At 66.4% G+C, this 20761-nt stretch carries 18 protein-coding genes; 13 read left to right on the forward strand and 5 right to left on the reverse strand.

Translation table 11 applies throughout. The annotated features are described in order from the left end of the window. Positions 1-69: 69 nt before the first annotated feature. The 5 genes from CP557_RS12715 to argS all read left to right on the forward strand — a co-directional run bounded on the left by CP557_RS12715 (position 70) and on the right by argS (position 5374). The gene (locus CP557_RS12715) at positions 70-1026 is read left to right on the forward strand and encodes a succinylglutamate desuccinylase/aspartoacylase family protein (RefSeq protein ID WP_097380250.1); all 957 of its coding nucleotides are present in this window, start codon (positions 70-72) and stop codon (positions 1024-1026) included. Further along, complete coding sequence (locus CP557_RS12720) at positions 1026-2183, forward strand: pyridoxal-phosphate dependent enzyme (RefSeq protein ID WP_097380251.1); 1158 nt, start codon at positions 1026-1028, stop codon at positions 2181-2183. The genes CP557_RS12715 and CP557_RS12720 overlap by 1 nt, the downstream gene beginning before the upstream one ends. A 25-nt stretch (positions 2184-2208) precedes the next feature. After that, positions 2209-2745 carry an NUDIX domain-containing protein gene (locus tag CP557_RS12725; protein WP_097380252.1) on the forward strand — a complete coding sequence of 179 codons (537 nt, stop codon included), beginning with the start codon at positions 2209-2211 and terminating at the stop codon, positions 2743-2745. Between the two features lie 87 nt (positions 2746-2832). Then, positions 2833-3510 (forward strand): uridine kinase, encoded by a 678-nt coding sequence (gene udk, locus CP557_RS12730; protein ID WP_097380253.1) that lies wholly within the window; start codon positions 2833-2835, stop codon positions 3508-3510. Between the two features lie 85 nt (positions 3511-3595). After that, positions 3596-5374 carry an arginine--tRNA ligase gene (argS, locus tag CP557_RS12735; protein ID WP_097380254.1) on the forward strand — a complete coding sequence of 593 codons (1779 nt, stop codon included), beginning with the start codon at positions 3596-3598 and terminating at the stop codon, positions 5372-5374. A gap of 105 nt (positions 5375-5479) precedes the next feature. Here argS and CP557_RS12740 read toward each other — a convergent pair whose 3' ends face one another. Both CP557_RS12740 and minD read right to left on the reverse strand, forming a co-directional pair. Further along, a complete protein-coding gene (locus tag CP557_RS12740) occupies positions 5480-6013 on the reverse strand; it encodes a hypothetical protein (protein WP_097380255.1) in 534 nt (177 codons plus the stop codon). 285 nt (positions 6014-6298) lie between these two features. Continuing rightward, positions 6299-7150 carry a cell division ATPase MinD gene (gene minD, locus CP557_RS12745; RefSeq protein ID WP_097380256.1) on the reverse strand — a complete coding sequence of 284 codons (852 nt, stop codon included), beginning with the start codon at positions 7148-7150 and terminating at the stop codon, positions 6299-6301. 207 nt (positions 7151-7357) lie between these two features. Between minD and prf1 the strand changes: the two genes are divergently transcribed. The 8 genes from prf1 to CP557_RS12785 all read left to right on the forward strand — a co-directional run bounded on the left by prf1 (position 7358) and on the right by CP557_RS12785 (position 17584). Next, the gene (gene prf1, locus CP557_RS12750; RefSeq protein WP_097380257.1) at positions 7358-8617 is read left to right on the forward strand and encodes a peptide chain release factor aRF-1; all 1260 of its coding nucleotides are present in this window, start codon (positions 7358-7360) and stop codon (positions 8615-8617) included. 65 nt (positions 8618-8682) lie between these two features. Continuing rightward, positions 8683-9540, forward strand: a complete 858-nt coding sequence (locus tag CP557_RS12755) for a hypothetical protein (protein WP_097380258.1) — start codon at positions 8683-8685, stop codon at positions 9538-9540. A gap of 192 nt (positions 9541-9732) precedes the next feature. Continuing rightward, positions 9733-10662: an NAD-dependent epimerase/dehydratase family protein gene (locus tag CP557_RS12760; protein WP_097380259.1), complete on the forward strand. Its 930-nt coding sequence runs from the start codon at positions 9733-9735 to the stop codon at positions 10660-10662. A gap of 112 nt (positions 10663-10774) precedes the next feature. Next, positions 10775-11932 carry a lysylphosphatidylglycerol synthase transmembrane domain-containing protein gene (locus CP557_RS12765; protein ID WP_143825074.1) on the forward strand — a complete coding sequence of 386 codons (1158 nt, stop codon included), beginning with the start codon at positions 10775-10777 and terminating at the stop codon, positions 11930-11932. Positions 11933-11939: 7 nt separating this feature from the next. Further along, entirely contained in the window at positions 11940-13100 is a 1161-nt protein-coding gene (locus CP557_RS12770; protein WP_097380260.1) for an alpha-1 4-glucan-protein synthase, read from the forward strand. 31 nt (positions 13101-13131) lie between these two features. Then, positions 13132-14256 carry an extracellular solute-binding protein gene (locus CP557_RS12775; RefSeq protein ID WP_097380261.1) on the forward strand — a complete coding sequence of 375 codons (1125 nt, stop codon included), beginning with the start codon at positions 13132-13134 and terminating at the stop codon, positions 14254-14256. A gap of 54 nt (positions 14257-14310) precedes the next feature. Beyond that, positions 14311-16476, forward strand: coding sequence for an ArnT family glycosyltransferase (locus CP557_RS12780; protein ID WP_245853005.1), 2166 nt, complete (start codon positions 14311-14313; stop codon positions 16474-16476). Between the two features lie 64 nt (positions 16477-16540). After that, complete coding sequence (locus CP557_RS12785) at positions 16541-17584, forward strand: pentapeptide repeat-containing protein (RefSeq protein WP_097380262.1); 1044 nt, start codon at positions 16541-16543, stop codon at positions 17582-17584. A 97-nt stretch (positions 17585-17681) separates the two neighbouring features. On the opposite strand, the gene CP557_RS12790 is transcribed toward CP557_RS12785, so the two are convergent. From CP557_RS12790 to CP557_RS12800, 3 genes are all read right to left on the reverse strand, one after another. Then, positions 17682-18431, reverse strand: a complete 750-nt coding sequence (locus tag CP557_RS12790; RefSeq protein WP_097380263.1) for a dolichyl-phosphate hexose transferase — start codon at positions 18429-18431, stop codon at positions 17682-17684. Positions 18432-18493: 62 nt separating this feature from the next. After that, positions 18494-20131: a GMC family oxidoreductase gene (locus tag CP557_RS12795; RefSeq protein WP_097380264.1), complete on the reverse strand. Its 1638-nt coding sequence runs from the start codon at positions 20129-20131 to the stop codon at positions 18494-18496. Continuing rightward, on the reverse strand, positions 20128-20673 hold the full coding sequence (locus tag CP557_RS12800) for a gluconate 2-dehydrogenase subunit 3 family protein (RefSeq protein WP_097380265.1): 546 nt from the start codon (positions 20671-20673) through the stop codon (positions 20128-20130). The genes CP557_RS12795 and CP557_RS12800 overlap by 4 nt, the downstream gene beginning before the upstream one ends. Positions 20674-20761: the final 88 nt, after the last annotated feature.

The following is a 20761-nucleotide window of genomic DNA, read 5'->3' on the forward strand; positions in this document are numbered from 1 at the left end:
AGTTCTCAGGTAGCGGCGGACTCGACGGCAAAGGATAGTATAAAGGCGAGCGGGTGCTACGTCAGGGACATGACGACGCTCGGAACGGCGAGCGCGGGGCCCGGCGAGATCGACACGGGCCGTCTCGAGGTCGGCGAGACGCGGGACGGAAGTCCGGTCGGGCTTCCGGTCGCCGTGGTAAACGGGGCAGCCGCGGGGAAGACCCTCTACATGCAGGCAGCAAGCGACGGCGACGAACTCAACGGCGTCGGCGTCGTCCAGCGGGTCGTCCCACGGCTCGATCCTGCCGAGATCTCGGGGACGATCCTCATCGTGGGGATCGTCAACTACCACGCGTTTCAGGTCGCCGAACACCGCAACCCGATCGACGACACGAAGATGAATCGCGCCTACCCCGGCAACGAGGGGGGCACCTCGAGCGAGCGGATCGCCGCCGCGACGTTCGACATCGCCACCCGTGCGGACCTGATCCTCGACCTCCATCAGGGATCGACCAGTCGGATGCTCGACGAGGTCCGCGTCCGGTGTGGGAACCGACACCGCCTTCACGAGCAGTGTCTCGAACTCGCGAAAGCGTTTGGCTGTGGCTACATCCTCGATCAGAAGGGGCCGGACGGACAGTTGGCCCGTGCAGCCCCCGACGATGGGATCCCGACCGTCGACCCCGAACTCGGCGGGGCCGTCGGCTGGGACGAGCGGAGTATTCGGAAAGGCGTCGACGGCGTGTTCAACGTGCTCCGATACTACGACTTCCTCCAGGGGAGTCACTCCCTCGAGACCCAGACCCGTGCCACGGGGTTCGAACAGTACGGCGCTCCCGCGGGCGGGCTGGTGACCCTGCAAAAGGAGCTCGGCGATCCGGTACGCCCCGGCGAGACGCTGTTCGAAGTCACCACCCCCTTCGGCGAACCGAAAGCCGAGGTGACCGCCGACGGCAACGGCATCCTCTGGCGAGCACGGCGACTTCCCCAGGTCGCGACGGGTGAGTACGTTTGTTCGGTCGGGACCGACATCGGTGAGTACTGATGCCCGCCGATCTCAGTTGTCCCGACTGCGGTGCCGTCTACGAGGCCGGTCCGGACGAGCCGTGGCGCTGTGCCTGTGGCCGCGCCCTGGAGTTTACCGAACGCCCCCATCCGCAGGGCGAACCGCTCCCGCTGCAGAGTCTCGACACCACTGACGGGCTGTGGACGTTCTTCGAGTTCCTCCCGATCGAACAACACGTCACGTTTTTCGAGGGGTTTACGCCGATGGTCGACGCCCCCGCGTGGGACGCCCAGTTCAAACTCGAGTACGTCTTTCCGACGGGCTCGTTCAAGGACCGGGGCGCGACGACGACCCTCTCGCGGGCCGTCGAACTCGGCGTCGAAACGGTGATCGAAGACTCCTCCGGAAACGCGGGTGCGTCGATCGCGACCTACGCTGCTCGAGCGGGGCTCGACGCGGAGATATACATGCCAGCGGACGTCAACCAGTCCAAACTGATGGCGATCCAGCGGGCCGACGCCCGTCCGGTTCGCATCGAGGGGGCGCGAGAGGACGTCACGGCGGCCTGTCTCGACGCCGTCGAGGGCGACTCGAGGACGGACGAGACGGCGACCGGCGGGCGTGACGCGCCGTATCAGACGGGACCAGGCTGGTACGCCAGCCACGCCTGGAACCCCGCGTTCTACGCCGGGACGATGACGTTCGCGTTCGAGGTGGCCGCCCAGCAGGGCTGGACGACCCCCGACGCCCTCGTCCTCCCGATCGGCCACGGAACCCTCTTCCTCGGCGCATATCGGGGGTTTTCGCTGCTGAACGAGGCGGGTATCGTCGACGAAATGCCCAGATTACTCGGCGCACAGGCGGCCGGCTACGCACCCATCGTCACCGCACTCGGCGGCGATCCCACTGACGCGGACGACGAGCGAACGGAAATCGCCGACGGGATCCAGATCACCGAGCCCGCCCGCGGTACCGAGATCCTCGAGGCGATCGAGGAAACCGGCGGCGACGCGATCGCGATCGGCTCGGATCCGATCGAGACCGCACTCGATCGACTCCACCGCAACGGGTTCTACGTCGAGCCGACCTGTGCGGTCGCGCCCGCGGCCCTCGAGCAGTACCGCGAGGACGGCGTCATCGACGCCGACGACGACGTCGTCGTACCGCTGACCGGCAGCGGACTGAAAACCCTTTGACGGTCGAGTTCACATACCCCGGTAGATGGTCAGCCGCCCGCCGACGTTTTGCCCCGACTGCGGTCGCTCCCTCGAGTCGACGACGATCGAGGACCGCGACCGGATGCGCTGTCCCGGTTGCGAAGCGATCGTCTGGCACAATCCGGTCCCCTGTGCCGGCGTCGCCGTGGTCGACCGATCGGGTCCAGCGCCCGCCGTGCTCTGTGTCGAACGCGGCGTCCCGCCGGGCGTCGGCGAGTGGACGATCCCCGGGGGCCACATGGAGACCGGCGAGGAACCCCCCGAGGCGGCCACTCGTGAACTTCGAGAGGAAACCGGCGTCGCCGTCGATCCGGCCGACCTCGAGATCCTGGCCGCGTCGGCGATGCCGCCTCGAGCGGGCAAACACGTCGTGACGGTCCACTACGTGGCCGACCGCGCCGACGCCGACGGCGAGCCGGTCGCGGGCAGCGACGCCACGGACGCTCGGTTCTGGACGCCGGCCGCGTTCGACGCCTCCGAGGAGACGTTTCGACCGATCCACGAGGAGCGGTTCCGCGAGGCCGCCGCGGCCCTCGAGTAGGACCGTGGCCGGCGGTCGGCCCCGTCCGACGCACCGGCACACGACGGGATCAGGGGATTCATTAGCGATCCGATCCAGATCCGGACGATGAGTCTACCGTCGTTCGCCATCGGGATCGCTGGCGGCACGGGAGCCGGGAAGACGACGGTCGCACGCACGGTCGCGGAGACCGTCGGCGAGGCCGTCACGCGGATCCCGCTCGACAACTATTATCGGGACCGCTCGCAGCTGACGTTCGAGGAGCGCGAGGAGATCAACTACGACCACCCCTCCGCGTTCGAGTGGGAACTGCTCCGGGAGCAACTCGACGCACTGTTGACCGGCCAGTCGATCGAGATGCCTCAGTACGACTTCGAACTGCACAACCGGACGGACGAGCGCGTCACGGTCGAGCCGTCCGACATCATCGTCCTCGAAGGGATCCTCGCGCTCCACGACGAAGCGATCCGCGAGATGCTCGACCTGCGAGTGTACGTGATGACCGACGCCGACGTCCGCATCTTGCGTCGAATCGAACGCGACGTCATCGAGCGCGGGCGCGCTCTCGAGGGCGTCATCGACCAGTACCTCGAGACGGTCAAACCGATGCACGAGCGGTTCGTCGCCCCGACGAAGAAGCAGGCGGACGTGATCATTCCCGAGGGCGCAAACCGGATGGCGCTCGATCTCCTGATCGAGAAGATCCAGTCCGAGTTGTCGGACGACTCGCAACGACCCGGCGACACCGGCCGCGAGCGTTCCGTCGTCGATCAGTCGATGGACTGACGGCCGTCGGTTCGGAGCGATGCTCCCCGACAGTACCGAGACGGAACCCGACATTCCTTTACTCCGGCCCTGAATACGGGCGGGTATGTTCCTCTCCCTACGCGCGGAGGTCGAGGACGCCCTCGAGGGGGCGCTCTCGACGCTTGCCTTTCCGACGGACGATCTGGGAATCGAAGAACCGCCCGAGGACGTCGAAAGCGTTCTGGCCTCGAGCGTCGCCTTTCGCCTCGCCAGCGAGGCCGGCGCGCCGCCGCCGCAGGTCGCGGGGCAGATCGCCGACGAGATCGACGCCGACCAGTTGAGCTACGTCTCCGAAATTCGGACGCAGGGTCCCTATCTCAACTTCCTGCCGAGCGAGGCCTATCTCGCCGACACGCTCGCCGAAGCGACCGACGAGACGTACGGACACCTCGCCGACCGCGAGGAATCGGTCGCCGTCGAGCACACGAGCGCGAACCCGACGGGGCCGGTCCACGTCGGCCGTGCTCGGAACCCGATCATCGGCGACGCCGTGGCCAACCTGCTGGATTTCGCCGGCTACGACGTCGACCGTCACTACTACGTCAACGACGCCGGCCGGCAGATGGCCGTCTTCACCTGGGCCTACGAGACGTTCGACGAAGACGATCTCGAGGGAGAGCCCGAGCGCGACCGCAAAGAGTACGACCTCGTGCGCTACTACCGCAAGGGCAACGCTTACCTCGAGAACGCCCCCGAGTCGGACGTCGAGGCCGCCGAGGCCGAAATCGAGTCGATCATGCAGGGCCTGGAGGCCGGCGAGGACGAGGCCTACGAACGGGTCAGCGAGGTCGTCGATCAGGTACTCGGGGGCATGACGGAGTGTCTCGCCCGCCTGCCCGCGGAGTTCGACGAGTTCGTCAAGGAGACGCGGTTCATGCGCTCGGGCGCGACCGACGACCTCGTCGACCGGCTCAAGGAACTCGACGAATCGGTCTACGAGGAGGACGCCTGGCAACTCGAGCTCGCGGATCACGGCATCGACAAGAACCTCGTCTTCCTGCGCTCGGACGGCACCTCGCTGTACGCCACGCGCGATCTGGCCCACCACGAGTGGAAGTTCGACAACTACGACCGCGCGGTGACGGTGCTCGGCGAGGACCACAAGCTCCAGGCGAAACAGGTCCGGACGACGCTCGAACTGCTGGGCAACGAAACGGACCAGCTCCGGCAGGTCCTCTATTCGTACGTCAACCTCCCCGAGGGGAAGATGAGCACCCGCCGCGGAACCGGCGTCGACCTCGACGATCTGCTCGACGAGGCGATCGATCGCGCCCGCGAAGAAGTCGAGGATCGGCTCGACGACCGCATCCGCGACGACGAACTCGACGACGAGGACATCGAGCGCATCGCCCACCAGGTCGGCATCGGGGCGGTCCGCTACGACATCGTCTCGAAACAGCCCACGAAGGCGATTACCTTCGAGTGGGAGCAGGCACTCGACTTCGAGGCCCAGTCTGCCCCCTACGTCCAGTACGTCCACGCGCGGTGCTGTGGCATCCTCGAGGAAGCGGGAATCGACACCGAAGCCGGAATGGACGACGTCGAGACCGCCGTCGACGCCGACCGCCTCGAGACCGAGGCCGAGCGGGACCTCCTCGAGACGATCGCGCGGTTCCCGGCGGTCGTCGACGAGGCCGCCGACGACCTCGAGCCCCACCGGATCGCGACCTACACGCGCGAGTTCGCCGATCGGTTCAACGGCTTCTACCGGGAGTGTCCGGTGCTAGCCGACGACGTCGATCCCGAGGTCCGCGAGGCGCGGCTGGCGCTGGTCGCGGCCTCGAAACACGCAGTCGCGAACGCGCTCTCGATCCTCGGCGTGGCCGCACCGCGGTCGATGTGAGCGGCCGCCGCTCGCCGCCATCACTGCTCCCGTAACGCCGGGTGGCCACACGGCTGGTCGCCGTTGCGACCGAAAGAACACCGTCTGCAGGCGCTCCCGTACGGACTACGTCTCGTCGCTGGTCTCGAGGACGGTCTCGACGAACTCGTCCTCGCTCATCTCGTCGTTGATGTATGCGATCGCCCACTGGACGTCGACGTAGAACGACATCACCTTCGCGCCGTCGTTTTCGAGCACCCACGTGACGCTCTTGATCGCGGCTTTGAACGCGTCGGGATCGGTGATCGCCGCGGCGATGGTCTCCCCAAGTGACTCCAGTTCCGCGGCCAGCGTCTCGGGATCCGTCGTGGTCGTCGTCGCGACGATATCGACCTCGTCGCCGTCCTTGTTGACGTCTTTGATCGTCAGCTTGTCGCTGTCGAATTTCAGTTTGTCCCGGTCGAGCCCCGGAACCTCGGAGTCGTCGTCAGTGCCGTCGGTATCGTCTCCCCCGTCGTCGTTGAGGGATTCGTCGGAGTCGTCGTTCGGGTCGGAGTCGTCGTTCGGGTCGGAGTCGTCGTCGGTCTCGTCACTGGAACAACCCGCGAGGACGGTTGCGAGCGCTGCGCCACTGCCGAGGAGGATCTTTCGTCGCTCCATGGGCGATCCATCGAGAACAGTCATGATTAGTAATCAGTTCGTTATCGTTTCTGTTCTCGCGACCGACGAATCCGACCGCTCGCGCTCGCGGAACGGGGAGCGGAAACGGCGGACAAACGCGTCCAAAGCGAGCGCGTTCCGTGTCGGAACGGGCGGAAAACCGGTCCACCGAGTGAGAGACGATGACAGTCACGTGCTGGTGGTAATCATCGCATTCGATGGCAGTGACGCCGTTGTGCGACGACTCGAGCGCGGAAGGCACCGCTTACCGACCGATTTCGCGGTTCAGGGGTCGGACTCGGCTTCCGTGATCGCACTCGAGACGTCGTCGTGTGCAGCCTCCCGTTCGTCGGCGTCGGAATCCGAATCGACTGGCGCGGAACCGTCCGTCGAGTCGGTCTCCTCGCCAGCCGTCGAAACCGGGATGTCGACCCCGGTCAACTCCGCTGCGAGACGGCGGTAGGCGACCGCGGCGGGTCCGTGGGGTTCGAAGACGACCAGCGGCGTCCCAGCATAGACGCTATCGCGGGCCGCAGGATCTTCGGGGATCGTTCCCAGCAGGGACGCCTCGAGGCGGTCGGCGATTTCGGTGTGGGAGATATCGCCGTCCGGGCGGGTCCGGGTGAGGACGAGCCCAGCGACGGCACCGCCCGAGCGATCGGTCAACTCGACGGTTTTCTTCGTGTCGTGGACGGCGGCGGGTTCGGGCGTCGAGACGAGGACGACGGAATCGGCCAGTCCAAGCGGGAGGACCGTCTCGTGGCTGACGCCCGCACCGACGTCGAGAAAGACGTAGTCGAACCTCGATCGTAGATCCGCGACGACCTCCCGCAGCCCTTCGGGGGAGGTTTCGGCGTAGTCGTCGAGGCTGGTACCGCTTGGAACCGCGACGATATTCTCCGCCAGTCGATAGGTGGCGTCGTCGACCGATGCATCTCCGGCTAACACGTCGTGTAGGGTCGTCGAGTCGGGGGTGAGGCTGACGAACCCGCCGAGGTTCGCCATGCCGAGGTCGGCGTCGACGACGGCGACGCGCTTGCCGGCCTCGGCCAGCGCCGTCCCGAGGTTTACCGTCGTCGTCGTCTTCCCGACACCGCCTTTCCCGCTCGCGATAGCGTAGACCGTCTCCTGAGACATATTCGGATACTGTCCGGATCCTAGAACGGCAACACCTTAAATCGTGACCTCACCCGACGAGTCGTGGCGAGTGGCCGACAGATCGTGAGCGACGGCGATGCGGTCGCTTGGCTGCCCAGCACCGCCGAGCACGTCCGCAGCGTCACCGGTCCCGCGTCAACCGGTGTGTCAAAGGATTCTTACCCACAGCCCCGTTTTATACGGCTAATGAGCCAGGAGGCCGCACAGGAGCAATCCGACCGGAAAAAGTACGAGTTCCGGAAGGTCATCGAGGACCTCAAGGACTACGACGGCTCCGGAACGCAGCTCGTGACGATCTACGTTCCCGACGACAGACAGATCAGTGACGTCGTACAACACGTCACCCAGGAACACAGCGAAGCGGCCAACATCAAATCGAAGCAGACGCGAACGGCCGTTCAGGACGCGCTGACGAGTATCAAAGACCGGCTGCGATACTACGATACCTTTCCGCCGGACAACGGCATCGTGTTGTTTTCGGGTGCCGTCGACTCCGGTGGCGGCCGGACCGACATGGTCACGAAGGTCCTCGAGAGCCCGCCCCAGCCCATCGAATCGTTCCGCTATCACTGCGACTCGGACTTCCTGACCGAACCGTTAGAGGAAATGCTGGCCGACAAGGGCCTCTACGGCCTGATCGTCCTCGACCGCCGCGAGGCCAACGTCGGCTGGCTGAAGGGCAAGCGCATCGAGCCGGTCAAGTCAGCATCCTCGCTGGTCCCCGGCAAGCAGCGCAAAGGTGGCCAGTCCGCCCAGCGATTCGCCCGCCTGCGACTCGAGGCCATCGACAACTTCTATCAGGAGGTCGCGGGGATGGCAAACGACCTGTTCGTGCCGCGACGCCACGAACTCGACGGGATCCTCGTCGGCGGTCCCTCGCCGACCAAAGACGAGTTCCTCGACGGCGACTACCTTCACCACGAGATCCAGGACAACGTCATCGGGAAGTTCGACGTCGCTTACACGGACGAATCCGGCCTGAAAGACCTCGTCGACAACGCCGAAGACGCGCTGGCCGACGCCGAGGTGATGAAGGACAAGAAGGTGATGGAGGAGTTCTTCGAGGAGCTCAACGCCGGCGAGCTGGCGACCTACGGCTTCGAGCAGACCCGGCGAAACCTCATGATGGGGTCGGTCGACCGACTCCTGATCAGCGAGGACCTCCGGAAGGACGTCATCACCTACGACTGTCCCGAATGCGGGGCCACCGAGCGCGAGGTGATCGATCGGCGCAAGTCGATGCCGACCCACACCTGCACCGAGTGTGGCACCGACGTCGAGGGGTCCGAGGAGGACCGCGAGGACGCGATCGACCACCTCATCGAGATCGCCGAACAGCGTGGCACCGAGACCAAGTTCATCTCCACGGACTTCGAGAAGGGCGAACAGCTCCTCAACGCCTTCGGCGGCTTCGCCGGTCTCCTGCGCTACTCGACCGGGGTCTAACCACTCCCTTCGCTCTCGATCGGCGAATCGGAACGCTTTCGTTCCGGTTCGCTGTCAGTTATGGTATGCGACGCCGTCAGTTCCTCGCAAGCGGAACAGCCCTCCTCACCGTCGCTCTCGCCGGCTGTGGCCACCCGCCCGTCGTCCTCGATATGGACGAAGCGACGACAGACGACATCGCGAACGAAGTCTCGATGACGGTCGAGCCCGATTCCGAGGAGTACTCGGTCGTTTCGTCGGCCCGTGAGAACGGCTCGGCAACGCGGAGAGGGCGGTCCGAACTGTTCGATCGTACCGAGACGGTTCGGGTCGACGACTCCTTCTACGACGTCTCGGAGACTCGACTCGGGAGCAACGAGGAGACCGTCTACGAACTCCGCATCGATTTCGACCCCGCCGATTCCACGCCCGAGCGCGGCGAGATCGAATACGGCGACCTCCCCGAGGCGGACCGCCAACGCCTCGATCGACTCTTCTCGGAAGACGACCCGCCGACGCAGGACGGAGACGATATCGGCGTCGAGTACGGAACCGCCGAGGAGGTCGGGAACGGGTCGGTGTTCGTGCCGGAACCCGAGTACGATATCGTCATCCACGACGGGGATCGGTCCCGAGTCACAGTCGATTCGCGAACCGCGACCGAGGCCGAGTATCGGTACGAGGTGACCGAAGTCGCGTCCGACGTCGACACGTTCGCCGACCAGGTCCGAGAGCAGTACCTGTTCACGCTCGAGGGTCTTTCCGACGCCGAAAGGGCGGTCGTCGAGGAGGCGATCGACGGCGGGTACTTCGAAGACGACGACGCCTTCCGGTCGGTGGTCGACCGCATTCGGGAGCACGAGGGGATAGACGTGGAGGATTTCTACGGGACGTGGCTCCTGGAGTACGAGGGCGTTGCGTATCTCACCTATGTCGAATGGTAGGTGAAGGGGTCGAGACCGGAGCGTCGGGTGATTCCGATGTCGTTCGGGACGGGTATCTCCCAAGAGAACAAGCGGTGATGAAACACGCGCCATCGAAAAACGGCGACCGTGGAAAAACGGCCGTCGTCGCTTTCAGGCACCGCCCATGCCGGAACACAACAGCGTTAACACCACGTCCGTGAACACTCGAGTATGTCCATTTCGAACCGAGACGTGCTCGTCACGGGTGGTGCCGGGTTCATCGGCTCGCATCTCACCGAGCGCTTGCTCGCGGACGGCGCGACCGTGACGGTCGTCGACGACCTCTCGAACGGCGAGCCCGACCGCGTGCCCGAGGCGGCCACGTTCCTCGAGGCCGACCTCACCGATCCCGACGCCCTCGAGGGTCACCTCGACGATATCGACCTCGTCGTCCACCTCGCGGCGTCGAAACACGTCGACACGGACCGGCCCCACGCCCAGTTCGACGACAACACGCGGATGACCCGCAACATTCTCGAGGCGATGGCCGAGGCCGACGTGACCGAAATCGCCTACACCTCCTCGTCGACGGTGTACGGCGAGGCCCCCCGGCCGACGCCGGAGGATTACGCGCCCCTCGAGCCGATCAGCGCCTACGGGGCGAGCAAACTCGCGGATGAGGGCCTACTCTCCGCGCGGGCGCACAGCCACGACCTGACGGTCTGGAACTTCCGATTCGCGAACGTGGTCGGGCCGCGCCTGCGGGGAGCGGTGATCCCCGACTTCATCGAGAAACTCCGGGAGAACCCGGAGACCCTCACGGTTCTCGGCGACGGCCGGCAGGAGAAGTCCTACCTCCACATCGAGGACTGTCTCGACGCGATTCTCCACACCGTCGAGCACGCTGACGACGCGATGAACACGTACAATCTCGGCACGCGTACGACGACTTCGGTCGACCGGATCGCAGCCATCGTCGCCGAGGAGTTGGGCGTCGATCCCGAACACGAATACACCGGCGGCGAGCGGGGGTGGACCGGCGACGTGCCGAAGATGCGCCTCTCGATCGAGAAGCTCTCCGCGCTTGGCTGGGAGCCCCGCCACTCGAGCGACGAGGCGGTCCGCCGGTCGACGCGCGAGATCATCGACGAGCTGCAGTAAGCGCGGCCTCCGTCCTCGTCCGTTCCGATGGAATCTAACTCGAGAGCGACAGTCGAGCCCCTCCGATCCCGTTTTAGGTGGGCTTAAATATCTGGCCTCGAGAGGAATCGCTATGAACGACGGGGGGGAGCGATCGAGGTCGGAAGCACCCGCCGACGGCTCCGGGAGCGGCGGGCTCGCCGGGGCGCTGACCCGCCGTCGACTGACGATTGCGGGAACCGCTCTCGTCGTACTCGGCCTGCTCGTCGCCCTTCGGGAGATCGATCCCCGGACCGTCGCCGCCGAGATCTCGAGTGCCGATCCGCTCGTGCTCGTGGCGGCAGTCGCAGTGTACGTCGCCTCGTGGCCGCTCAGAGGTCGCCGGTACGGCGACGTGCTGGCCGCGATCGGCCACCGTGGGGGGACGGCGTTTGCCACGGGAGCCGTCTTCGTCAGCCAGACGGCGAACCTCGTGATCCCGGCGCGGGGAGGCGATGCGGTCCGCGCATACGTGATGAACACCTATCGAGACGTTCCCTACACCGCCGGCTTCGCGTCGCTGGCCGTCGAACGGGTGTTCGATCTGGCGACGATCGCCGCCCTCGCGGGGCTCGCGACGACGTGGCTCGCACTGGGCGGCGCGGCCGGTCCCCTCGAGATCCTCGCGGAGGCCGGCGGCGCGCGGACCGCGCTCGTCGCTGCAGCCGCCGTGAGTACGGCGACCGTCGGCGTCGGGTTCGTGGTCGTGACGTCCGCTCGAGCCGATCACGGCCTTGGGTCGTGGCTTCGGACGCGGGTCGACGGTCGATCGCGCCTCGAAGGACTGCTCGAGACGGCGCTCCGATTCGCGGGCGACGTACAGGTGGTCGCCCGGAAGCCGCGAGCGCTGGCAACCATCGGGATGGGGAGTCTACTGGTGTGGGTGCTCGACGTGCTCACCGCGGTCCTCGTCCTCGCGGCGCTTGGCAGCGGGCTCGCGGTCGGCCCGCTGCTGGCGGTCGGAACGCTGGCGGTGAGCGTGGGGAACCTCGCGAAGGTCCTGCCGCTGTCCCAGGGCGGCGTCGGGCTCTACGAGGCCGCGTTCACGGCACTGGTCGTCGGACTGACACCGATCGGCGCGAGTACGGCCCTGGCCGCGGCGATCGTCGATCACGCACTGAAAAACGGCGTCACGCTGGTCGGCGGTGCCGGTTCGGTCGCCTCGCTTGGGATTTCGCTTTCCGACGCTGCGGAGTCGAACACGGACGCGACGCGGGGGACCGATACGCTTTTAGGAGAGCCTAAAAAATAGCGGAGCAATGAGTCAGGATATCTGCGTGATCGTCCCGACGATCCGGGAGTACGAGTGCATGCGCTCGTACTTCGCGAACGCTCGCAACCACGGCTTCGACCTCTCACGGTTGCACGTCGTCCTCGTCACCGAGGATTTCTGTGACACCGACGAGATGGAAGCGATGCTCGAGGCGGAAGGCGTCTCGGGCGAGGTCTTCGACGGGAGCCGTCGCGAGGAGTGGTACGACGACCACGACGTAGCGGAGTACGGCCACGTCGTTCCGGCCGCCAGTCACGCCGAGACGAGCTTCGGCCTGCTCTACATGTGGGCCCACGACGAGTTCGACTACGGCTTTTTCATCGACGACGACACGCTTCCCCACGAGGATCAGGACTTCTTCGGGATGCACATGGAAAACATCGCTTTCGAGGGCGAGATCGAGGAAGTCTCCTCCGACGAACAGTGGGTCAACGTTCTCTACCAGAACGCCGACGACCACGGCCTCTACCCGCGTGGCTACCCCTACTCGGCGATGAACGAAACGGTCGAAACGGGGACGACCGAGATCGACGGCGGCGACGTCGTCGCCTCCCAGGGACTGTGGACCAACGTCCCCGATCTCGACGCCGTCCGCATCCTCATGGACGGCGACCTCGAGGGTCAGGCCCAGACCCGCACCTCGAGCGACGACTTCGGCGACGACTTCGTCGCCGCTCGCGGCAACTACCTCACCGTCTGCTCGATGAACCTCGCCTTCCGGCGCGAGGTGATCCCCGCGTTCTACCAGCTGCCGATGGACGACAACGAGTGGGAGGTCGGCCGCTTCGACGACATCTGGTCGGGCGTCTTCCTCAAACGGGCCTGCGACGTGCTCGGCAAGCGGATCTACAACGGCGCGCCGCTGTGCGAGCACAACAAGGCACCCCGGAGCACGTTCGACGACCTCAACAACGAAGTGCCGGGCCTCGAACTCAACGAGCATCTCTGGCGCGTAATCGACGATGTCGGCGGCGACGCGGACGACTACGCCGACGTCTTCGAAGCGATGGCCACTGAACTCGCCGACGGCGACTGGGACGCGTACAACAACGGCGCGTTCTTCAACGACGTCGGCGAACACATGCTCGACTGGCTCGAGTGTCTCTCGGCCCTCGAGCGACCCTCGGCCGTTGTGGGGAATCGATGACTATAAGTACATTTAGGGCAGCCTAAAACCCATGACGAAGGAATACGACTCCGCGGGCCGACGGGCGTTTCTCGCCGGCTCTGCCGCGCTCGGTACGGCCGGTCTGGCCGGCTGTACTGGCCTGATCGGGGGCGAAGAGGAAACCGAAGAGAACGTCTTCAACCAGATCGGCTCCGGCCGCGCGGGTCGCGACCAGCCGGGCGGGACGCCGATGGCGGACCTCCCCGACCTCGAGGGGGAACTCCACATCTACTCCGGGCGAAACGAGTTCCTCGTCGGGACGCTCATCAACAGCCTCGTAGACATGTACGACGGGTTCGATGTCGTCGGGCCGCGATACAACGAATCCTCGAATCTGGCGAACCAGATCGCCGAGGAGGGGGCGGGAACGGACGCGGACGTCTTCTTTACCGTCGACTCGGCCGCGCTCGGCGAGGTCGCGAACGAGGGCCTGTCGCGGTCGCTCTCGGACGACGTTCTGGAGATGGTTCCCCAGGAGTTCCGAACCGACCAGTGGGTCGGAACCTCCGGCCGTATCCGAACGATTCCGTACAACACGGACGCGTTCTCCGAGAGCGACATGCCGACGAGCATCGACGCCTACACCGACTTCGAGGGCGACCTCGGCTGGGCCCCCTCCTATGGCTCCTGCCAGTCGTTCGTCACCGCGATGCGGCTGCTCGAGGGCGAGGAGGCGACCCGCGAGTGGCTCGAGGGCGTCGTCGACGCGGGAATCTCGGCGTACAACAACGAGATGGCGGTCTGTCAGGCCGTCGCGGACGGCGAGATCGACGCCGGCTTCACGAACCACTACTACATCCAGCGCGTTCTCGAGGGATCGCCCGACGCACCCCTCGACACCGTGTTTACCGACGGTGACGCGGGCGCCACCTTCGACATCGCGGGCGCAACCGTTATCGAAAACACGGACGTGCCCGATCTGGCGGAGAACTTCGTCCGACACTTGCTCTCGGCGGAAGTCCAGGAGTACTTCGCGGTCGAAACGTTCGAATATCCGCTCATCCCCGAGGGCAATCCGGTCGGCGAACTCCCGACGATCCCCGAACTGGACGTTCCGGACATCGACCCGTCCGAACTGTCCGACCTCCAGCCGACGCTGGATCTCATGCGCAGCGTCGAGGGCATCAACGTCTAACGACCCGCCACAGACCTCGTGATCCGTGATCCCGTTCACACGTTCCGGTCGGTAGTGTCCGACCGGCAACGCCGTCTCGACCTGGCCGCACTCACCGTCGCCTGTCTCGCCGGCGTCGCGGTATTCGTCCTCGCGACGGAGCTCTTTCCCTACCACTCGAGCAACGACGACGAGGGCGTCTATCTCCTCCAGGCCGCACTGTTACTCGAGGGGCAACTCGAGATTCACGCCGGCGACCTCGCCGACGCGTTCCGCCCGTGGTTCTTCATCGAGGACGGCGGCAGACTCTACGCGAAGTACTCGCCGGTCGTGCCCGCGATGTACGCCGTTTCGATCGCGCTGTTTGGCGAGCCACGGGTAACCCTCGCAGCCGTCGCGGCGGGCAACGCCGCGCTCGTCTACGCGCTCGGCTCGATGGTCTTCGACCGTCGAGTCGGCGTCGTCGCAGCGGCGATCTTCGCCGCCTCGCCGCTGGCACTGCTGACGTCGTCCGTGTTTCTCCCCTACGCGCCGACGACGTTGCTGAACCTCGTCTTCGCGGTGTGGTACCTCCGGGGGGTCCGCGACGGCCGGCTTCGAGACGCCGCCGTGGCCGGCACGGCGATCGGGCTCGCCTTCTTCGCCCGGCCTTACACCGCCGTCCTGTTCGCGGCCCCGTTCATCTGTCACGCGGGCTGGACGGTTCTGGGCTCCGTTCGGCGTCGCTGGCAGGACCGACGGCTCCGCCCGCTTCCGGATCCCCTTCGGCGCAACGCGGTCACCGCCGCGATCGGAGTCGGGTTCGTCGGGCTGGCGCTGGCGTACAACGCACGGCTTACCGGCTCGCCCCTCGTCTTTCCCTACGAAGCGTTCGCCCCGCTGGACGGTCCCGGCTTCGGCTATCGTGAGATCACCGGCCACTCCCTCGAGTACACGCCGGCGCTCGCCCTCGAGGCGAACGGGGCTGCGCTCTGGTACTTCGCCACGCGGTGGTTCACGGCCGGCCCGCTCGGGGCGGTCGCCGCCCTGTTCGGGGTGACGGTCGCGTTCCGGCGCTGGCTCGCCGCTCGTCGATCCGACCGCGAACGCGACCACGCTCGAACTTCGGGACTCCTCCTGGCCGGACTCCTCGTTTCCGTGCCGCTGGGAAACGTTCCGTTCTGGGGCAACTTCAACATCCACGCGGGGATCGACGACCCGACGACCGGGCTGCTCTCGCAGTTCGGGCCGTTCTACCACTTCGACCTGCTCGTTCCGCTCTCGATCTTCGCCGCGTTCGCCGTCGTCGCTGGCTGGCAGCAGTGGCGCGACGCCGCGGTTCGAGACCGAATCGCCACCGTCGCATCGCCGCGAGCCGCCCGCGCTGTGGTCCTCTCCGTCCTCCTCGTTAGCGTGCTCGTCGCCGGCGCGGCCAACGCCGCGGTCCTGTCGACGCCGATCGAGCGCAACGCCGCCCATACCGATCGGTTCGAGTCCGCCTACGAGCCCATCGAGGAACGCGACTTCGAGAACGCGCTGGTCTTCCTGCCGACGCCGTACGGCCAGTGGCAGGGCCATCCGTTCCAGGCGCTCCGAAACGACCCCGATCTCGACGGCGAGGTCGTCTACGCGCTCGACGGACCGCCCGAACGGGACTTCGCCGTGCTCGACGCCTATCCCGATCGCACCACCTATCGCTACGCGTATCGCGGTGAGTGGACACCGACTCCCAGCGACCGGATCACCGCCCAGCTCGAGGAGCTGTCGGTTCGATCGGGCGAGCGCCTCGAGGGCGAAACCACCGTCGGGATCGCAAACCGGGTCGATCGGGCGTACGTTCGACTCGAGAACGACGGGGCAGTCGCCAGCGAGACGATCGTGAATCCCGACGACGAACTGTCTATCGCGTGGTCGCTCGAGCGCGCTGCAGGCTCCGAAACCGATGGGAACGCGAGCGCCGGCGACGGCGGTATCGCTCGGCTGAACGGATCGACGACCGAGACGGTGTCGTTCGACGGGGCCGACGAGCTCGTCCTGACGATCACACAGGTCCAGCCGGAGGGGGCGACCCACACCTACCGCCAGGAGATAACCGTCCGGACGACCGACGACGGCGTCGAGGCGGTCTGGCCGCCCGAACGGACTGCCTGTCCGCTCGTTACCGATTGCGGGGCCGACGGGACCTACCTCCCCGACCGGCCCGACAGCCACAGCGAGTGGGAGCGCTTCGAGACCCGACTCGAGGCGAGCGAGCCCGAATAGTCCGTCGACAGGAGTGCGGTAATTCAGGCACCAACGTTAGGAGCCGACTTCCCGCAGAACGCCTATGACCGAGAAGCGTTGCGGTCACGTGACGAACAGCAGCGGCGTCGACGAAGTGGGGGCGATCTGTTGCTGGCGGCCCACGTGGAGGGAGACCGACTACTGTCTCTGGCACACCGAGCGCGTCGTTCCGAGGAACGAATACGAGCGCAACGCCCCGGAGCCAAACGAACGACTCGACGGGGCGGACTTCCGAGAAACGACGTTGAGCGGAGCGTCGTTCCTCGCGGGCCGATCACTCCTCGAGGCGGATTTCACGAACGCAGTCCTCGACGGTGCCGACCTCTCGGAGACGGATCTCCGGCGGGCCACGTTTCGGGACATCGACGCCCACGGGACGTCGTTCCGGAACGCGAACCTCCACGACGCGGTGTTCGTCTTCGCCGATCTCCGCGGTGCGGATTTCCGCGGTGCGAGGCTCTATCGCGCGGGCCTGACCGACGTCCGGCTGAACCTCGAGACGGCGTTCGACGAGCGGTCGGTGTACGAGGACGACATCGTCGGGTCGCCGCCGAGCGACGAGGGTACCGAACCGGTCGACTCCGCAAAATGGGTGTATCGGGAGCTACAGCGACTGTACGACGAGAACGCGTTTCCGGAGAAGGTCCACGCGTACTACCTCCGCGAGATGGACCTTCGCCGGAAACAGGCGTGGCGGGTCGGTGCGTACCTCCAGGCGATAAAGCTCGCCGGCTCGCGCTGGGTCATGCACTACGGGACGAGCCCGTGGCGCGTCGTGGCGACGTCGGTGCTCCTGATTCTCGTCTGTGCCGCGCTGTACCCGCTGACCGGCGGCATTCAGGAAGTCGGGACGGAGACCGCGGTTACGTACCAGATCGAAGACCCTGCCGAGACGCCGGGCCCTGTTCTCGTTCGAGCGTTCCTCAAGAGCCTCTACTTCAGCATCATCACGTTCGCCACGCTCGGGTACGGCGACATCCAGCCGGTCGCCGGCTTCGCTCGCGCGATCGCCAGCATCGAGACCCTGCTCGGCTCGGTACTGATGGCGCTGCTCGTTTTCGTCCTGACGAGGAGCGTCCACTATTGAGCGGCGCTGAACCGCTGACAATCGGTCTTCGGGGGAAGCAGTCGAGCGGGCTGGGGTGCGTTCGGTCGAAAGGGATCGCCGACGCTCGACTCGGTGCTTACTGCGTCGGCCGGTGTGGCAGCTCCCGCAACCGCTCCTCGAGCGAGACCTTGACGATCGACCGCGCGATTTCGGCGCCGCCTTTGAGCGGATCGAGTTTCGTCTGGCCGGCTCGTTCGCGGTACTCGATGGGGTGTTCGCGAACGTCGTAGCCTCGCATCAGCGGGCGGATCAGTAGTTCGGCCGATAGCCCGGTGTTCTCGGTCCACTCGATCGATTCGACGACGTCGCGGCGGTAGGCCCGCATTCCGGTGGTCGTGTCGTGGACGCGGGTTCCCATGAGGACGCTCGCGATCGCCGCGAACGCGTGGTTACCCAAGCGATTGAATCCCGGCATCGCGTCGGCCCCGTGGTAGAGCCGGTCGCCGCTGACGACGTCGTAGCCCTCGTTGATCAACGCGAGGAACTCGGGGAGTTGCTCCATCGGGTACGTATCGTCACAGTCGGTCGTCACGACGATCGGGCGATCGGGCTCGAGGATCGCCGCGCGCACGGCGACGCCGTACCCCTGCGGTTCTTGCTCGATGACCGTCGCGCCGTGCTCGCGAGCGATTTCGGGCGTCCGGTCGGCCGAGCCGTCGACGCAGACGACCGCCGCCTTCCCGTCGGCGACGTCCTCGATGTCCGCGAGCACTTTGCCGATCGCTTCCTCCTCGTTGTAGGTCCCCATGACGACGCTGAGATCGTCGAACGTGTACTCCGCCTCGCCGGTTTCGGTCGTCGTCTCGGTCTGCTCTCCGCTACTCATTGGCGGTACTCTCGGCCCCCCGTATTTATATTTTTAGGTTTGCCTAAAAGAGAGTGTCGACGCTAAACCGATTCGAGGACGTGGTCTCCGGCCTTGAGCGCGAGCGCCGCGATCGTCAGCGTCGGATTCATCGCCCCGCCGGTGGGGAAGACGCTACTCGAGGCGATCCAGCAGTTCTCGAGGTCGTGGGTCCGCAGGTCGGGGCCGACGACGCTCTCCGCCGGATCGGTCCCCATCCGGGTCGTGCCCATGTGATGGTAGGCCGGGCCCGTGTTCTCGGGCCCGACCTGCCAGGTGATCTCCGCGCCGAGTTCCGCGAGGATCCGCGCTTGGATCTCGTTGACGCGCTCGATGGTCCGTAGCGCCCGATCGTCGACCGTCCAGTGGACGTCGGGAACGGGGTTGCCGCGGTCGTCGGTCCGGTCGGGGTCGAGTCCGACGTAACTGTCCTCCCGTGGGAGTTGCTCGACCAGCCCGCCCATGCCGACGTTGTTCCCGTAGCCCTCGCGGAGCCGCTCGAGCAGGTCGTCGCCCCAGTCGTCGCCGGTCAGTGCCATCTCGACCGGCGAGGGACCGGCGTAGTTGAAGAACTCGAGTTTGAACGGCGCGAACTCCTCGTCGGCGTCGTCGTAGAACTGGTGGGACTCGCTGGTCAGGAAGCCGACGTGGTTCTGACGGGTCGGCTCCTCGAGAACCCCGCCCGTCCCCGCAAAGAGGTGGTCCATGAAGAACCGCCCCACGAGGCCACTCGAGTTCGCGAGTCCGTCGGGGTAGTGCGTCGACTCCGAGAGGAGCAGCAGGCGGGGCGTTTCGACGCCGCCGCAGGCGACGACGAACGCGTCGGCTTCCTGGCGGTGGCGCTCGTCGTCGGGGGTCGCGTAGACGGCCGCCTCGATCTCGTCGGCGTCGTGTACGAGACGCTGGACCGGCGCGCGATCGATCACCGTCGCCCCCTTCTCCTCGGCGCGTTCGACGTGGACGGTCGCGTCGTATTTCGCCCCGGAGGGACAGACCGGCTGGCAGGTGCCATAGCCCACGCAGGCGCTGCGGTCGTCGTACCCCTCCGAGTTGCGCGCGTTCGGAACGGAGTGCATCGCGATCTCGAGGTCGTCGCAGGCCTCGGCGAACAGCGAGTCGCTGTAGGAGGGCGGAAACGCCGGCATCGGATGTGGCTCCTCTCGGGGCGGCGCGAAGGGATTGTCGTCGGCACCGGCGACGCCCAGTTCCCGCTCGGCCGCCGCGTAGTACGGTCGGAGGTCATCGTAGTCGATCGGCCAATCCCTGCCGACGCCGCGGGCGCTTCGAGCGTTGAAGTCGTCCTCGTGGAGGCGCATCACCATTCCCTGCCAGTGGAGCGTCGAACCGCCGACGCCGCGCGCTCGAGCGTGATTGAGCGGATAGAAGCGGTCGCTCGAGGACGAGTACGCGTCGCGTTCGGGATCGCCGTCCCAGACGGCCGGCCGGTCGTAGAACGGGCGGATCGCCCGCTCCTGTCTGGCGAGCCTGTCGGCCGGATCGAACCGCGGCCCGGCCTCCAGGATCGCGACCTCGCGACCCGCCTCGGCGAGGCGGTCCGCGACGATCCCGCCCGCGGGCCCCGCGCCGATCACGCAGACGTCGGCGTCCGCGACGGGCGTTCGGTCGACAGCTTCCTCAGTGGCGGGCGCCGCCGATTCGGGGGGCGACCGAGCCCCGCTCACGACCGTGGCCCCCGCTGATAGCTTTCGATCCCGCCCGCGTGGCCTTGCGGGTTCTCGATGCCGACCAGTTCCCCGCCCGTCGGCGAGGCGTACAGTGCCACCAGGAGTTCGTTGACGACGTAGTACCGGACCCGTTGGGCGGTCGTCCCGTCCGGGTTCTCCTCGGCGGTATCGGCGCGGAGTTCCCGGAAGAACCGATCGCGTTCGGCCACGGACAGCGCCGCGACGCCGTCGGCGTACCACGCGTCGGCGAGTTCGTCCAGTTCCGCGACCACCGCGTCCAGTTCGGCGGCGTGTGCCGGATCCGCCAGTCGACCCTCGAGGAACCGCTCGACGAACGGTCGCGTCCCGGTAACCGCGCTTGGATAGACGACCTCGGCAGCCGCGACCATCGTCTCCCGAATCCGTTCGGTGTCGATGTCGGTCCCCGAATCGGTGCCGCTCCCATCGGGAGGCGCTCCTCTGGGAGCGGCACAGCCCGCCAGCGTCCCCCCGCCGAGCGCAGCCAGCGCGGCGACCGCGTCCCGTCTGGTCAGCTCCATGCGAGCGGATTAGGTAAACCTAAAACTTATACTCGTTGGAACGAGACGCTCCAGTGATGGGTCACCGACACAGCGGAATGGCTTCGGG

Source organism: Natrinema ejinorense, assembly GCF_002494345.1.
GTDB lineage: Archaea > Halobacteriota > Halobacteria > Halobacteriales > Natrialbaceae > Natrinema > Natrinema longum.